Genomic DNA, 15,200 nt, shown 5'->3' on the forward strand with positions numbered 1-15,200 from the left:
CCCCTCCCGAAAGGAACACCATGAAAGCCACTGTCATGTACGGCGCCGGCGACGTCCGCGTCGAAGAGGTCCCGGACCCCGTCATCCAGCAGCCGACCGAGGCCCTGATCCGAGTGACCTACGCCTGTGTCTGCGGCTCCGACCTCCACCCCTACCACGACCTCGGCGACACTCCCGAGGGCCGCCGAATGGGCCACGAGGCCATCGGAGTGGTGGAGCAGATCGGCGACGACGTCACGACCCTCTCCGTCGGCGACACCGTCATCGTGCCCTTCGCCTGGTCGGACGGAACCTGTCCCTTCTGCCGCGACGGCATCACCACCTCCTGCGTCCACGGCGGGTTCTTCGACGGAGCCCCCTCCGCGACCCAGGCGGAGAAGCTCATCGTCCCGCAGGCCGACGGCACCGCCGTCGTGATCCCGGCGGGCACCGACGAGTCGCTCATGCCGAGCCTGCTGACGCTGTCCGACGTCTACCTCACCGGCTATCACGCAGCCCTGCGCGGCGACGTCGGGCCCGGCAAGACCGTCACGGTCATCGGTGACGGCGCCGTCGGTCTGTCCGCGGTCCTCGCGGCGAAGCAGCTCGGCGCCGAGAGGATCATCCTGATGGGCCGGCACACGGCCCGCACCGATCTCGGTCGCGAGTTCGGTGCCACCCACGTCGTCGCTGAGCGCGGCGACGAGGGAGTGGCGAAGGTGATGGAGATCACCGATGGCGAGGGGTCGCACGTCGTCCTCGAGGCCGTCGGCCACATGCCTGCCTACGAGCAGGCCTACCGGGTCGTCCGCCCCGGAGGCACCATCAGCCGCGTCGGCGTCCCGCAGTACGAGGACGCGGCCGTCGGCTTCCTGTCGCTCTTCGGCAAGAACGCCACGCTCACCGGCGGCCCCGCCACCGTCCGCGCATACATCGAGCAGGTCCTCCCGCAGGTCCTGGACGGAACCATCGAGCCCGGACGCGTGTTCGACCGGGAGATGCCGCTCGCGGAGATCGCGGAGGCCTATCGCCTGATGGACTCCCGCGAAGCCCTCAAGGTGCTGATCCGCCCGTAAGCCCGCGCCATCGAATGCCCTGCCGTCCTCGGCAGGGCATTCGCCGTTCCCCGACTGCTCAGGACGAGCGAGACACCGGCCCGCACGTCACGCGGTCGGCACGAGTGGTCCGGCCTCTGTGATCGCGAGGGCGTGCTCGGTGTGCGCCGCACGGCTCCCGTCCGCCGACCGCGCCGCCCAGCCGTCAGGGTCCCTCCGGACTCGTGATGTCGTTCTCGGAAGCGTCCCGGGCACGTGCATCCGTCGGCTCGAGACCGAACTCCGCGGCGAGAGCGTCGAGTTCGGTCGTGAAGTCCTCGCGCAGTCGGGCCTTCTCCGCCGCCGGCAGCCACGACGCGTCGACTCCCGTCAGTGCCATCGCGCGCAGTTGGGCGGGCGTCGCCCCGATCGGACCGGCGGCGATGCGGTACTCGTCGACGAGGGTGGTCGGGAACATGCCCGGGTCGTCCGAGCAGGGGGTGACCCGCAGACCGGCGTCGAGCATCGCGCGGATGGAGGCGCGGCGCCACGGGCGCCAGGAGCGGCGGGAGGTGGTCGACGCGACGGTGAAGACCACGCCGTCCTCGCGCATCCGCTCGACGACCGCCGGATCTTCGAGCACGAAGTAGCCGTGGTCGATGCGGTCGCAGCCCAGCAGGTCCAGGCAGGTGATCGTGTTCGCGGCGGTGGGCGCGTGCTCGGAGGAGTGCGCGGTGCGGCCCAGTCCCGCCCGGCCGGCGAGCGCGTACGCCTCGGCGAAGCGCTCGGGCGGGCCGGCGGTCTCGAGGTTGTCGAGGCCGATGCCGGCGACGTATTCGTGCGGGGAGTCGACGACCTGCTGCACGAGGGCGAGGGCTTCCTCCCCGCTGCGGCTGCGGTCGATGCCGGCGATCATCCGCCCGGTCATGCCGAAGTCGCGCTCGGCGGCGCGGATGCCGTCGGCGTAGGCCTCGATGCTGCCGCGGTACCCGAGCCCCGCGAGGTGCTCGGGCACGCCGTCGAAGAAGAGCTCGAGGTGGCGCGTGCCGCTGCGGTGGTGCGCGTCCTCGAAGGCCTCGTAGACGATCCTCGTCAGATCCTCCGCGGAGCGGAGCACCTGCACGACCCACTCCGAGACCTGGAAGAGGGAGTAGGAGACGTCGGGCTCGCCCGCCGAGCGGTCCTGCGGCACCGGGACGACGGTGTCGCGGTAGAGCGCCGGGTCGGGCGGGAGGGAGTTGATGTCCGCGAAGATCCGCTCCGGGTCTGATGGCAGCGCGAGGCCCTCCCGGCGGGCGAGCTCGGCGAACGTGCTCGCGCGCACGGTGCCGATCAGGTGGCAGTGCAGATCGACCTTGGGGATCCGACGGATCCACTCGTCGGGGACGGAGGCGGTCGTGGCGGCGGTCTCGGTGCTCATGGCGATCTCTCCGGGTGGTGCGGGTGGTGCGGGGAGGGAGGGTGTCCGGGCGCGACGCGGCGGCCGCGCCCGGACGCACTGCCTACTGGGCGGTGACCTCGCGGGCGAAGCGGTCGACCCAGTCGGAGCGGGTGGGGACGAGCTCGGTGGGGTCGAGGGTCTCGTAGCCGGCGGCGGTGGGGTCGGCGGCGATGTCGCCGACGACGGCGGTGATCGACTCCGGGACCTGAGCGGCGAGGTTCACCGGCAGGTCGCCCACGATCTCGGCGGAGGAGGTCTGCGCTTCGACGGAGAGCAGGTAGTCGATGAACTGCTCCGCGGCGTCGGTGTTCGCGGCTCCAGCGGGGATCATCGCGCGGTTGGTCGCCATGTAGCGGCCGGTGGCGGGCGGGGTCCAGCCGATCGGCTCGCCCGAGGCGACGAGGTCGGTGGCGAAACCGCTGAGGGCGTCGGCGGCGGTGATCTCGCCCTGGGTCAGCAGGTTGGTGACCTCGGTGGAGGAGCTGTAGAACTGCAGCACGCCGGGCGCCCAGCCGGAGAGGGTGTCGAGCGCCGTGTCGATGTCGTAGGGGCCGTCGCCGTAGGTGGCCGCGACTCCGCTGATCATCAGCTGGCCCGCGGTGACCGAGATGTCGGGCAGCGCGACGCGGCCGGCGTTCGCGGTGTCGCCGTAGAGCTCCCAGTCGGCGGCCTGCTCGGCCGAGAAGGCGTCGGTGGAGTAGAGCGTGCCGTTGAGCTGGTAGCTGTAGGCCGGGCCGAGGTAGACGTCCTCCTTCGCGAAGTCGGCGATGTCGGCGATGGCGGGGACGGCGTCTGCGTCGACCTGATCGAAGAGGTCGTCCTCCTGGCCGAGCGCGGCGTAGTAGTCGCTGATGAGCATCACGTCGACTCCGGGGTCGTCGCCGCCGGCGAGCTGCAGCTGCGACAGCCGGTCGGAGTTGGAGCCGGTCTCGACCTCGACCTCGATGCCGGTCGCCTCGGTGAAGGGGTCGATGACCGCCTCCTGGAACTGCTCGACCCCGAAGGGGAAGGTGCTGACGACGAGGGTGTCGGAGGCGCCCTCCGCGCTGCCGGAGTCGGAGCCGCCGGAGCAGCCGGCGAGAGCGAGTGCGCCGATGACGGCGCCGGCGGTGAGGCTGATGGCGCGCCGGGGAGTGATGCGGGACATGGCGGTTCCTTTCGAGGGGATCTGGGGAGGGGAGCTGCGGGGGAGCGGAGGCTTCGGAGAAGGGGCGGGGGCGGAAGGACCCGCGCTCAGTCGCGGGCGATGGCTACCATCTGCGACGCCGCGGCCGAGACGATCACGGGGTCACCGGGCGCGACACGTGCGGCGGAGTCGGCGCGCACGTCCGACACGAGCCGCACCCGGTCGCCGGAGGGGTCCGTCGCCTCGACCGTCACGAGCACGTCGACCCCTCGGTACGCGACATCGACGACGACCGCGGGCAGCGACAAGGCGGACGAGCCGGTGGCCGCGCCGCTCGTCACCGCGAGGTGCTCCGGCCGCACGGTCGCGAGCGATCCGTCGGCGAGGCCGAGGAAGTTCTCGTAGCCGAGGAAGTCGGCGACGAAGCGGTTGGCCGGAGCGCCGAAGACTGCGGCCGGACCGCCCTGCTGCATGATGCGCCCGGCGCGCATGAGCACCATCTCGTCGCTCATCTCGAGCGCCTCGTCCTGGTCGTGGGTGACCAGAACGACGGTCAGGCCCGTCTCGGACTGGATGCGGCGGATCTCGGAGCGCATCTGGACGCGGAGCCGCGCATCGAGGTTCGAGAGCGGTTCGTCGAGCAGGAGAAGCCGCGGGCGGATCGCGATGGCGCGGGCGAGGGCCACGCGCTGCTGCTGACCGCCCGAGAGCCGCCGCGGCCGGCTGGCCGCGAGATGCGCGAGCCCGACCATCTCGAGGCTCTCGGTCACCCGCTGCGCTCGCTCGGCGCGTCCGAGGCCGCGCAGCTTGAGGCCGTAGCCCACGTTGTCGGCGACGCTGAGGTGCGGGAACAGCGCGTACGACTGGAACACCATGCCCAGCCCGCGCTTCTCGGGGGCGAGCCGGGTGCTGTCGACGCCGTCGATCAGGATCCGGCCGGAGGTCGGCGTGGAGTAGCCCGCGAGCATCCGCAGCGACGTGGTCTTGCCGCATCCGCTGGGCCCGAGGAGGGTGGTCAGCTTCCCGGCCGGGATCGCCAGGTCGATGCCGTCGACCGCGGTGAAGTCACCGAAGACCTGACTGACGTCGACGAATTCCGCTGCTGCGCTCATCGGTTGATGCCTCCGAAGATCTGGGCGAAGCCGACGCTGCGCTCGGCGATGATCGCGATGACGACGGTCGCCGCGAGGATGAGGGTGGACGTGGCCGCGACCATGGGGTCGTAGCTCTGCTGGACGTAGTCGAGCATCGTGACGGGCAGGGTCCTGGCGTCGCGGCTCTGCAGGAGCAGCGACAGCGGGACGTTGTTGAACGAGGTCACGAATCCGAGCAGCGCGGCAGAGAAGACGCCGGGGCGCAGGATCGGGAGCGTCACGGTGAAGAAGGTGCGCAGAGGACCAGCACCTAGTCCTCGCGCGGCCTCCTCGAGCGCGGGGTCGCTGGTGGCGAGCGAGGCGCCGGTCACGCGGACCGCGTAGGGGAGCAGGAGCGCCGTGTGCCCGATCAGCAGCACGGCCGCGTTGTCGACGTCGAGCGTGACGACGAGCTGCTGGAACAGCGCCAGGCCGACCACGAGCTCGGGCACGATCAGCGGCGAGAGGAAGAGACCCTCGATCAGCGAGCGCCCGGGGATGCGGCCCCGGTAGATCGCCAGGGTGGCGGGGATGCCGATCAGCAGGGCGATCGCCGTCGAGAGCACTGCGAGCTGCGCGCTGGTCGCCAGCGACTCCAGGAACGGGTCGTACGAGAGCGCCTCGCCGAACCAGCGGAACGAGAAGCCCTCCGGCGGGAAGCGGAGCGTCGAGCCGGCGGTGAAGGCCGTGGCGACGACGAACAGGATCGGCACGATCATGATCACGTAGCCGGCGACCGCGAGCGACGCGGCGACGGGGCGGCGGGTCCTCATGAGACGGCTCCCTTCCGGGCGACGAGGGAGGAGAGTCCGGAGACCAGGAAGACCAGGACCGTCATGACGATCGCCGTGGCGGAGGCGCCGGCCCAGTCGATCGTGACGCTGGAGTAGGAGAACAGCTGGGTGCTCAGCATCCGCTGGCTCGACCCTCCGAGTAGGTAGGGCGTGGTGTAGGCGGTGACGGAGCCGGCGAAGACCAGCGTCGCGGCGACGACCACGCCGGGCAGCGCGAGCGGGACGACCACGTCCCAGAAGGTGCGGGTGGGGCTCGCTCCGAGCCCGCGGGCGGCGTCGTCGAGGCCGGCGTCGACCTGGGAGACGGCGGAGTAGCAGGAGATGATCGCGAGCGGCAGGAAGAGCTGCGTCAGGCCCAGCACGATCGCGAGCTCCGTGTAGAGCAGCTGCGGCGCCTCGGACACGACCCCCAGGCCCACGAGCAGCTGACCGATCGCGCCGTTCGAGCCGAGTACCACGAGCCAGCCGAAGGTGCGCACGACGTTGCTGAGCAGCAGCGGGAAGATCGCGAGGGCCAGCAGGACGCCGGACCAGCGCGATGAGGAGCGCGCCAGCAGGTAGGCGATCGGGAAGCCGAGGACGACGCAGATCAGCGTGACCACGAGCCCGATGCCGACCGTGCGGCCGATGATGCGCAGCTCGTAGGGGTCGGTGAGCATCTCGCCGACGCGGGCGATCACCTCGAGGGGACCCGTGCCGGGAGGGGCGAAGAGCATCACCAGCGAGGGGACGACGAAGAAGAGCAGCAGGAAGCCCAGCCCGGGCAGGAGCAGGAGGGGAGCGGTCCTCGACCTCACGAGTACCTCCGATCGGACGCGTCGGGCGGCGTCAGTGAGGCCGCGGAGTGGATGTAACCGGTTGCATCGAGAGTAGACCGGCGAAGCCACCCACTTCGATTCGTGCATGTAAACACTGTGTTTCGGGGCCGGGGGCCATCGACAGCACCGGATGTGAGCGGTTGCAGGGATACCCCTATGATCAGGGGAGAGTGAAAGGGGAGCACGTGGCCACGCTCGCCGATGTCGCCGCTCTCGCCGGGGTGTCCAAGGCGACCGCGTCGCGCACCCTGTCGCGACCCGAGGTCGTCTCGCCCGAGACGGCAGCCCGCGTGCTCAGCGCCGCGGCGAAACTGGGATTCATCCCGAACTCGGCGGCCCGCCAACTGGCCCGCGGCCGCACCGGCGTCGTCGCCCTGGTCGTGCCCACGCTCGACAACGCGTTCTTCACCCCGATCATCGGCGGTGCGCAACGCCGCGCCGACGAGGACGGCCTGCAGCTCACGGTGGCTGTGCATCCCCTCGAGGCGGTGCGCGAGCTCGGAGCGTTCGACCGACTCTCGCGGCAGGTCGACGGCTTCATCGTGGTCGCGCCGCGCGGCGGTGACGAGCTGCTGCTCTCAGCGGGATCGCACAAGCCGAAGGTACTGGTCGACCGCGAGGTCGACGGGATCGCCTCTGTCGTCGCCGACACCGCCTCGGCGTTCGGCGCGCTCGTCGAGCGCTTCGCGGCCGACGGCCACGAGCGCGTGCTCTACATCGGCGGGCCGGACGGGTCATGGCAGGACCGGCAGCGCGCGGCCGCGGTCCGCGAGGCGGCTCGGCGCGGGGGAGTGGAGCTGACCGTGCTGGGCCCGTTCCCGGCCACGTTCGCAGCGGGAGTGGGCACCGCGGCGGCGGTGCGAGACTCCGGAGCGACAGCCGTCGTGCCCTACGCGACCGCACTCGGCCTCGGCGTGCAGTACGCGCTGCTGTCCTCTGGCGGGATGCCGGAGGGGCTCGTCGTGAGCTCGGAGCGCTCGATCGTCGACGCACTCGGTCTGGTCGGGGTGCCCGCGGTCGATGTCGACGGCGAGCAGCTCGGGCGGGAGGCAGCCGATCTCCTGATCGACCGGCTATCGCGTCGTGACGCAGCGCCCGAGCGGAGACGACTGGCGGTCCCCGTGCAGTGGCCCGTCGGCGGCTGACCCGCCTTCCGACGATCGAGCGCGGCCTCGACGGGGACGGCTCCTTCGATTCAGAGCGAAGTCCAGCTCATCTCACGTCGACCCGAACTGACATAATCTCGATTATTGGTCGTCAGACAGATCTTCTAGACCTATCGATTTCACCTGGCCCCGCCACCTCTGCTCCATCAACGGGCATCTGGCATCGAGTTTCCACGGCGGTAACAGCGAGGAGAGTACGTACGCCCAGGCCACCTCAACCGCTCCTTCGTCGACATTCGTCGCGGGGGCGGACTGTCGAGGTGGTCTGGGCGCACCATCGGATTCGCTACGCGGTGATGAGTCCTCCGCCTGCGGCGTTGAGGTTCTGCCCGGTCAGCCAGCGGCTGTCGTCAGAGGCGAGGAACACGGTGACGGGGGCGACGTCGGAGTAGGGGTCGCCGGGGCGTCCGAAGGGGTTGGCGACGAAGAGCCGTTCGATGTGCTCGCGGGTTTCGGTGGGCATCCAGTCGATGCCCTGGGCGATGTTGTCGGTTAGACCGTTGGGGCAGATGGTGTTGACCCGGATGTTGTGTACGCCCCATTCGCGAGCGACCACGCGCGAGAGTGCGCGGACTGCCTCTTTCGATGCAGCGTAGGGCGCGTACAGGGCTTCTCCCGTGATGCCGACTTCGGAGGCGAAGTTGATGATGGAGGCGCCCGCGCCTTCGTGGTCCTTCATGTGCGGGAAGCAGAGCTTCATCAGGTGCCAGTAGGCGTAGACCGAGCTGCGCATCTCGATGTCGAGGTCCTCGATCGTCTTCTCGAGGAACGGAGCGGGCGTGGTGACGGTATGCGCGTTGTTCACGAGAGCGTCGATCGTGCCGAACGTCTCGGCGGTCGCGTCGACGAAGGCGACGAGGGCGTCGTAGTCGGTGATGTCGACCGGCATGGCGAGGACGGTGGCGCCGGCCTGCTCGCAGAGCGCGCGGGTTTCGTCGAGCTTGCTCTGGGTGCGGGCGCAGATCGCGAGGTTCGCTCCTTCTTCGGCGATGCGGATCGCCTGCTGCTTGCCGAGGCCGGAGGAGGCTCCGGTGAGGATGACCGTCTTGCCGTCGAGCTTTCCCATGTGTTCTCTCTTTCCTTGGTGATGGTCGGTCCCCGGTGAAGCCGAGGACGTGAAGGCACGTCGAACTGCGGTGGGTCCCCGAATCGGGGCCGCACCTCGAGTGCGAAAGATGGCGCGCCAAAGATTTCTGCCGCACGACGCGGCGGTTCGGCTTGGTCGGCGAGGGTCGGCTAGCGGAGCGGGCGGGTCAGCAGGAGTCGCCGTGGACGATGCGCAGGCCGATGTCCGTGGGCGACGCGGTGACTTCCTGGCCGATCGCGAGCAGGGCTGTTTCCGTGGTCTGGTGAGCGGCTGCGGCGAGGCTGTATCCCACGGTCGTCAGGCGGGGGTTCATCACTTGAGCCAGGGGAGTGTCGTCCATGCCGATGAGTCCGACGTCGTCGGGCACCCGCCATCCCCGTCGTGCAGCTGCGGTCATCAACGCGATGGCGACGTCGTCGTTGTAGCAGATCACGCCGGTTCCGGGCTGAAGCGTTGCGAGAGCGGCGTCCGCGGACGGCTGATCGATGGCGACTCCGAGGCTCTCGGGCACGGGTAGGCCGGCTGCGGCGCACGCGTCGGTCACTGCCCTCTCGCGCCCGGAGCCGTAGGGGTCGGAGCGCTGATCGTGCAGATGCGCGAAAGCGAGCCTCTGGTAGCCCCGACCGATGAGGTACTCGGCCTGCAGCCGTCCGATGTCGTAGTTCGTGTCGCCATCGATCGTCGGATCGAAGGCCGGGACTTTCCTTTCTGCGAGGATGCGGCGCTCGTCGGGGGTGAACGGCTGGAGGGAGAGGACGGCGCGCGGTCGGATGCCGCTCAGGATCCGATCGAGTGCACCGGGGGACTGCGTAGAGAGGTGCAGGACGAGACTCAGCCCGTGATCCGCCAGGAGGGCGGTGACGGTGTCGAAGATGTCCTGGAGATTGCCGCCGAAGGTCGTGTTGGGGATGAGCGCGATGACGAAGTCGCTGGAGCCCGTCCGGAGCATCCGACCGACGGCGGAGGGCTCGTAGTCGAGTTCTTTGGCAGCGCGGAGCACACGTTCGGTCGTCTCGGCCGCGAAACGGTCGGTGTAGCCGTTCAGGACCTGACTCACCGTTGCTCGCGAGAGACCAGCGCGTCGCGCTACGTCCGCACTCGTCACAGCCATCGATGCTCCCGTCGTTGGTGGCGAGTCTAACCACATCATCCTGCTGTTGACACGTGATAAACATCGTGCTTCACTCCGTTATCACGTGGTAAACCCCACCTCGAAGATCTGTTCCGGCGCCCGTGCCGGATGACGAAGGAGTCATGATGTCGGACAACCCCCTCGCGTCGGCCGCACCAGGCGCGTCGACCTCGCCGGCCCAGCAGGCTCTCGCCGCGGACACCCAGGCTGAGAGCACGCCCACCGGTACCATCCGGACTCCCGTTCCGCGGAAGTACATCTCGTTCCTGCTTCTCGCGATGTTCGGCGCGTACGTCGCTCTGGTCGCGCCGATCGGGCTCTCCCTCTCTCTCCGCATTCAGGAGCTCGCCCCGTCCAACGTCGAAGTGCTCGGCTACGTCATCGGCATCGCAGCAGTCGTGACGACCATCACGGGCCCTCTCGTGGGCATCTGGAGCGACCGCACCCGATCCCGCTTCGGACGCCGGCGCCCCTTCGCGATCGGGTCGGCTCTCCTCGGCTTCGTCGGGCTGGTGATCATCGCGCAGGCGCCGAGCATCCCGGTCCTGCTCATCGGGTGGACCATCACCTCCGCCGGGTGGAGCAGCAGCATGAACTCGCTGATCCAGTCCCAGGCGGACCGTCTGCCCGAGTCGCAGTACGGCCGCGTCGCCGGGCTGACCGGGTTCGTTCAGATGGTCGCTCCGGTCGCCGGCGTCGGGCTTGCCAGCGCCTTCATCGGCAACAATTTCCTCGTCTTCCTCGTCCCGGGCGCCGTCGGACTGCTGGCGCTTCTCGCCTGGGTCGTCTTCATCCGCGAGCGCGACACGCGAGACGCCGTCTTCGAGGACCACCTCACCGTGGGCAAGGTGTTCGGCAGCCTCGTCTTCGATCCGCGCCGCTACCCGGACTTCGCCTGGAACTGGCTCGCTCGCCTGCTGTTCATGACGGGCGTCACGTTCTCTTCAACGTTCACCTCCCTGTTCTTCGCGTCCCGACTCAGCGCGGGAGGGCAGGTCGCCGACATCGGCGGCATCATCGTCGGCCTGTCGCTGGTCAGCATCGTCGTCACCGGCGCCGGAGCTCTTCTGGGAGGCTTCCTCTCCGACAAGCTCAAGCGCCGCAGGATCTTCGTGCTGGGCTCGGGCATCGTCTACACGATCGGCGCGGTCATCCTCGCCCTGGGCGGCAGCGATCTCGCGATCCTCCTCACCGGCTCGTGCCTCACCGGACTCGCGCTCGGCGTCTTCTCCTCCGTCGACCAGGCGCTCGTACTCAACGTGCTGCCCGAGAGGGACACCAACGCCGGACGCTTCCTCGGCATCAACGGCTACTCGACCTCGATCGCGCAGGCCGTGGCGCCACTGCTCGCCGCACCCCTCATCCTCATCGGCGTGAGCGGCGACGAGAAGAACTACGGCCTCCTCTTCCTCGTCGCCGCAGGGTTCACGATCGTCGCCGGTGTCATCGTCCAGTGGAAGGTCAAGGGCGTCCGCTGAGCCGCCGCTTCGATCACGCCTGACCACTGACCTGGAGCATCACCATGACCACCACCCTCTTCACCGACGGCTGGACCTTCCACCGCAACGGGGACACCACCGGCGTCCCCGTCCGTCTCCCTCACACGCGATGATTGCGGAGCCCCGCACCGAGACCGGTGGCACCGGAAACCACGGCGGGTTCTTCCCCGGCGGCACCTACCTCTACCGGAAGACCTGGACCGTCCCCGTCGACGCTGACGTGCTCGAGTATTCGCTCAGCTTCGAAGGCGTCTACGGCGCGACCATCGTGTCCCTCAACGGGACCGAGATCGGCCGCAATAGCAGCCCGTACCGGAAGTTCACCCTTCCACTGAAGGACCTGACCCCCGACGAGAAGGTGCTCATCGAGGTGAGCGTCGACAACTCCAAGACGCCCAACAGTCGCTGGTACACGGGTTCGGGTATCTACCGACCCGTCTGGTTGACCAGCGCCGCTGTGACCCGGATCGCCTCGGACGGCGTCCGAGTCCACACACGAAGCATCGGAGCAGCCGCCCCCTCCGCCGCCGTCGTCGATGTCCACATCGCCATTCAGGGGGATAACGTCGATCTCGCCTCGGTCGAGGTAGAGCTCGAGGACGACGGTCGGATCCTCGCCCGCACCTCGCACCCGGTCGAGGGCGCGAGCGTCGATCTGGAACTGCACGTGCCTTCGGCCCGACCGTGGTCCGCCGAGCATCCGCACCTGTACACGGTGCGCACTCGCTTGGTCGCACTCGATGGCGGAATCGAGGACGAACGCACCGTCCGCACGGGACTGCGGACGATCGAGGTCGACGCGCAGCACGGGCTCCGCATCAACGGACAGCGGGTGCTGCTGCGCGGAACCGCCGTCCATCACGACAACGGACCCCTCGGGGCCGCGACCTTCGACGGCGCCGAGACACGTCGAGCACGGCTGCTGAAGGACGCCGGGTTCAACGCGATCCGCAGCGCCCACAACCCTCTCTCCCGGGCGTTCCTCGACGCCTGCGATGAGATCGGGCTCTATGTCATGGACGAGCTCAGTGACATCTGGTTCCGCAAGAAGACACCGCACGACGAGTCGCCGCGCTTCCATGAGGATTGGCCCGACGACGTCGCCGCGATGATCGCGGAAGACCGCAATCGGCCCTGCGTCATCCTGTATTCCATCGGCAACGAGATCGCCGAATCGGCGACCCCGGCAGGTGTGAAGACTGCGCAAGAACTCCACCAGCGCTTCCAGCAGCTCGACCCGACTCGGCCGACGACCATCGCCGTCAACCCGCTGCTGGCGATGATGGCGGCGAAAGCCACAGACGCCAGTGAGGGCGGGCCTCCGGAACGCTCACCGGCGACCAGCACGGTCGCCAATCAGCTGACCGCGAAGATGGGGCGCCTGATGGTCCTCGCCTCCATGATCCCCGCCGCCGACCGGGCGACCCGGGACGTATTCGACGTCGTCGACATCGCCGGCTACAACTACGGCTACGCCAGCTACAAGGGCGCCCGTCGACGCGCCCCCGACCGGGTCATCCTCGGCACCGAATCCATGGTCGGCGACCTCCCCGCGATCTGGAAGCGCGTCACCTCGATCCCCGGAGTGATCGGCGACTTCAGCTGGACCGGATGGGACTACCTCGGCGAGGTCGGACTGGGCTACTGGAGCTACGGCTCCGAACCCGGAGGCATCGCCAAACCGCACCCCGGCATCCTCGCCGGCTGCGGAGTCTTCGACATCACCGGACAACCCGGAGCGCCCGCCCACCTGATCCAAGCGGTCTGGGGAATCACCGATCGCCCCGGCATCGCAGTCCGCCCCCTCGACCGCACCGGTCAGCGCCCCAACAAGACACCATGGCTCTTCACCGACGCCGTGTCCTCCTGGTCCTGGGGTGACCTGACCGGAAAAGCAGAGATCGAGGTGTACTCCGCGGGCGACACGGTCGAGCTGCAGCTGAACGGCCGATCCCTCGGTCGGCGCCGCAGCGGTGCCAAGACCGGGTTCCTCACGAAATTCAGCACACCGTACGAGCCGGGCGAGCTGACCGCGATCGCCTACCGGAACGGCGCGGAGATCGGACGCAGCACACTCCGCTCCGCCGCAGCACCCCAGCTCACCCTCCGGCCCGAGTCGACGCAGATCACCGGAGCCGACGACCTGTGCTTCGTGTGGATCGAGCTCGCCGACCACGACGGCACCGTCGACACCGTCGCTGAAGATCGCGTCCGCGTCACCGTCACAGGACCGGCCTCGCTGATCAGCCTGGCCAGCGCGGCCCCGTCCACACGCGAGAGCTTCGTCGACGACGAGCACAGCACCTACCGCGGCCGAGCCCTCGCCATCCTCCGCGGAACCGGTGAACCCGGCCTCATCACCCTCAGCGTCGCCTCTGATCAGCACGGCAGCGCGACCATCACCGTGGAGGCGCTCACCGACCTCCCGCCCGAGCACGCCGGCACTGCAGTGCTCGGCACGAAGGAGCAGTCATGACCACCGATCCGATCATCCCCGGATTCTTCCCCGACCCGACCATCTGCCGCGTCGACGACACCTACTACCTCGCGACCTCCAGCTTCGAATACCTCCCCGGCATCCCGGTGCATCGCAGCACCGACCTCACCACCTGGACCCAGATCGGCAACGCACTCACCCGACCCGAGCAGATCGCCGAGCATCGCGGCTACGGAAGCGCCGGCATCTTCGCCCCCACCCTCCGCCACCACGACGGCCAGTTCTGGCTCATCGGCACCAACGTCAACGACATCCCCCTCAGGCGCGGCCACTTCCTCCTCCACGCAGAAGACCCAGCCGGCCCCTGGTCCGAGCCGGTCCACATCCCCGAAGCGATCGGAATCGACCCCGACATCGTCTGGGACGAGGACGGGACCGCCCACGTCACCTGGTGCTCCCTCGACTCCGAGCACCCCGGCATCCAATCCGCTCCCGTGGACACGAGCACCGGCACCCTCCTCGCCCCGCCTCGCCAGCTCTGGGAAGGAAGCGGTCTCTCCTTCCCCGAAGGCCCGCACCTCTACCGCAAAGACGACTGGTGGTACCTCCTGCTCGCCGAGGGAGGCACAGAACGCGGACACACGGTCACCATCGCCCGAGCCCAAACCATCGACGGCCCGTACGAGCCGGCCCCCGTGAACCCGATCCTCAGCCATCGCAGCCTGCCCCACCCCGTGCAGAACGTCGGTCACGCCGACCTCGTGGAGCTTCCCGACGGAAGCTGGGCCGCCGTGCACCTCGGAGTCCGCCCTCGCGGCCAGACCCCGGGCTTCCACGTCAACGGCCGCGAAACCTTCCTCGCGGGCATCGACTGGGTGAACGGATGGCCCGTCTTCGACGAGGACCGCTTCACCGTCCCCGCCATCGACCGCTCGTTCGAGGATCGGTTCGACAGCGAAGTGCTCGATCAGCGCTGGCTCGGAGTCGGACGCTTCCCCTCCTCCTTCAGCCGCCCCACCGAAGACGGAGGTCTCCTCCTCGAGGCCGACCCGGACCAGGGCCGTGCACTGCTGTGCACCCGCACCACCGACGCCGTGTGGACCGCAACCACCCGCCTCTGGGTCGAGGACGGCACAGCCCGGTTCTCGCTGCGCCTGGACGACCGGCACTGGTACGGGCTGCTCTACGACGGGGAAATCGTCACCGCCACGGTCACCATCGGCCCGTTCGAACACCTCGTCGGCCGCTGGACACCCGCGGCAGGCGATACGCCTGCTCTGCGCATCAGCGCGAAGCCGCCCCAGGTCCTCCCTCACGGTGTCTCGATGGAACCCGACCTCATCGAGCTCGCCGCGTCCGACTCGACCGGCGAGCACGTCTTCGGCGAATTCGACGGCCGCTACCTCTCCACCGAGGTCGCGGGCGGCTTCACCGGACGAGTCATCGGCGTAGAGCCACTCATCGGCCAGACGCTGCTCCAGTCGTTCACCTACACGACCGCCCCCCGGGGCTGAGCGCCCGCCGCTCTGTACCCAGGCTCGAGAACGTCCCGAC

Annotated in this window: 12 protein-coding genes; 5 read left to right on the top strand and 7 right to left on the bottom strand. The window is 69.1% G+C overall.

Annotation, left to right across the window (positions count from 1 at the left end):
• The first annotated feature begins 20 nt into the window (after positions 1-20).
• The gene (locus EDF36_RS12675) at positions 21-1,055 is read left to right on the top strand and encodes a zinc-binding dehydrogenase (protein ID WP_185020462.1); all 1,035 of its coding nucleotides are present in this window, start codon (positions 21-23) and stop codon (positions 1,053-1,055) included.
• Positions 1,056-1,239: 184 nt separating this feature from the next.
• Here EDF36_RS12675 and EDF36_RS12685 read toward each other — a convergent pair whose 3' ends face one another.
• From EDF36_RS12685 to EDF36_RS12705, 5 genes are all read right to left on the bottom strand, one after another.
• Positions 1,240-2,433: a hypothetical protein gene (locus tag EDF36_RS12685; RefSeq protein ID WP_260300700.1), complete on the bottom strand. Its 1,194-nt coding sequence runs from the start codon at positions 2,431-2,433 to the stop codon at positions 1,240-1,242.
• A gap of 82 nt (positions 2,434-2,515) precedes the next feature.
• Positions 2,516-3,601 (bottom strand): PotD/PotF family extracellular solute-binding protein, encoded by a 1,086-nt coding sequence (locus EDF36_RS12690; RefSeq protein WP_123733276.1) that lies wholly within the window; start codon positions 3,599-3,601, stop codon positions 2,516-2,518.
• Positions 3,602-3,687: 86 nt separating this feature from the next.
• On the bottom strand, positions 3,688-4,692 hold the full coding sequence (locus EDF36_RS12695; protein WP_123733277.1) for an ABC transporter ATP-binding protein: 1,005 nt from the start codon (positions 4,690-4,692) through the stop codon (positions 3,688-3,690).
• Entirely contained in the window at positions 4,689-5,486 is a 798-nt protein-coding gene (locus tag EDF36_RS12700; RefSeq protein WP_123446479.1) for an ABC transporter permease, read from the bottom strand. The genes EDF36_RS12695 and EDF36_RS12700 overlap by 4 nt, the downstream gene beginning before the upstream one ends.
• Positions 5,483-6,304 carry an ABC transporter permease gene (locus EDF36_RS12705; RefSeq protein ID WP_123733278.1) on the bottom strand — a complete coding sequence of 274 codons (822 nt, stop codon included), beginning with the start codon at positions 6,302-6,304 and terminating at the stop codon, positions 5,483-5,485. The genes EDF36_RS12700 and EDF36_RS12705 overlap by 4 nt, the downstream gene beginning before the upstream one ends.
• A gap of 206 nt (positions 6,305-6,510) precedes the next feature.
• Here EDF36_RS12705 and EDF36_RS12710 point away from each other — a divergent pair, with 206 nt between their 5' ends.
• Positions 6,511-7,470, top strand: a complete 960-nt coding sequence (locus EDF36_RS12710; protein ID WP_123733279.1) for a LacI family DNA-binding transcriptional regulator — start codon at positions 6,511-6,513, stop codon at positions 7,468-7,470.
• A 307-nt stretch (positions 7,471-7,777) separates the two neighbouring features.
• Here EDF36_RS12710 and EDF36_RS12715 read toward each other — a convergent pair whose 3' ends face one another.
• Both EDF36_RS12715 and EDF36_RS12720 read right to left on the bottom strand, forming a co-directional pair.
• Positions 7,778-8,557: an SDR family NAD(P)-dependent oxidoreductase gene (locus EDF36_RS12715; RefSeq protein WP_123733280.1), complete on the bottom strand. Its 780-nt coding sequence runs from the start codon at positions 8,555-8,557 to the stop codon at positions 7,778-7,780.
• A gap of 187 nt (positions 8,558-8,744) precedes the next feature.
• On the bottom strand, positions 8,745-9,728 hold the full coding sequence (locus EDF36_RS12720) for a LacI family DNA-binding transcriptional regulator (protein ID WP_123733281.1): 984 nt from the start codon (positions 9,726-9,728) through the stop codon (positions 8,745-8,747).
• A gap of 107 nt (positions 9,729-9,835) precedes the next feature.
• Between EDF36_RS12720 and EDF36_RS12725 the strand changes: the two genes are divergently transcribed.
• The 3 genes from EDF36_RS12725 to EDF36_RS12735 all read left to right on the top strand — a co-directional run bounded on the left by EDF36_RS12725 (position 9,836) and on the right by EDF36_RS12735 (position 15,160).
• On the top strand, positions 9,836-11,188 hold the full coding sequence (locus tag EDF36_RS12725; protein ID WP_221181650.1) for an MFS transporter: 1,353 nt from the start codon (positions 9,836-9,838) through the stop codon (positions 11,186-11,188).
• 130 nt (positions 11,189-11,318) lie between these two features.
• Complete coding sequence (locus EDF36_RS12730) at positions 11,319-13,685, top strand: glycoside hydrolase family 2 TIM barrel-domain containing protein (protein WP_123733282.1); 2,367 nt, start codon at positions 11,319-11,321, stop codon at positions 13,683-13,685.
• A complete protein-coding gene (locus EDF36_RS12735) occupies positions 13,682-15,160 on the top strand; it encodes a glycoside hydrolase family 43 protein (protein ID WP_123733283.1) in 1,479 nt (492 codons plus the stop codon). Before EDF36_RS12730 ends, EDF36_RS12735 begins: the two co-directional genes overlap by 4 nt.
• The last annotated feature ends 40 nt before the right edge of the window (positions 15,161-15,200 follow it).

This window comes from Rathayibacter sp. PhB152, from assembly GCF_003751395.1.
Taxonomy (GTDB): domain Bacteria; phylum Actinomycetota; class Actinomycetes; order Actinomycetales; family Microbacteriaceae; genus Rathayibacter; species Rathayibacter festucae.

What these genes read in the sequence shown, in the direction of transcription:
- EDF36_RS12700 (WP_123446479.1), bottom strand. Translation starts at nt 5,486, where the DNA reads ATGAGGACCCGCCGCCCCGTCGCCGCGTCGCTCGCGGTCGCCGGCTAC.
- EDF36_RS12725 (WP_221181650.1), top strand. Translation starts at nt 9,836, where the DNA reads ATGTCGGACAACCCCCTCGCGTCGGCCGCACCAGGCGCGTCGACCTCG.
- EDF36_RS12685 (WP_260300700.1), bottom strand. Translation starts at nt 2,433, where the DNA reads ATGAGCACCGAGACCGCCGCCACGACCGCCTCCGTCCCCGACGAGTGG.
- EDF36_RS12690 (WP_123733276.1), bottom strand. Translation starts at nt 3,601, where the DNA reads ATGTCCCGCATCACTCCCCGGCGCGCCATCAGCCTCACCGCCGGCGCC.
- EDF36_RS12730 (WP_123733282.1), top strand. Translation starts at nt 11,319, where the DNA reads ATGATTGCGGAGCCCCGCACCGAGACCGGTGGCACCGGAAACCACGGC.
- EDF36_RS12715 (WP_123733280.1), bottom strand. Translation starts at nt 8,557, where the DNA reads ATGGGAAAGCTCGACGGCAAGACGGTCATCCTCACCGGAGCCTCCTCC.
- EDF36_RS12695 (WP_123733277.1), bottom strand. Translation starts at nt 4,692, where the DNA reads ATGAGCGCAGCAGCGGAATTCGTCGACGTCAGTCAGGTCTTCGGTGAC.
- EDF36_RS12675 (WP_185020462.1), top strand. Translation starts at nt 21, where the DNA reads ATGAAAGCCACTGTCATGTACGGCGCCGGCGACGTCCGCGTCGAAGAG.
- EDF36_RS12735 (WP_123733283.1), top strand. Translation starts at nt 13,682, where the DNA reads ATGACCACCGATCCGATCATCCCCGGATTCTTCCCCGACCCGACCATC.
- EDF36_RS12720 (WP_123733281.1), bottom strand. Translation starts at nt 9,728, where the DNA reads ATGATGTGGTTAGACTCGCCACCAACGACGGGAGCATCGATGGCTGTG.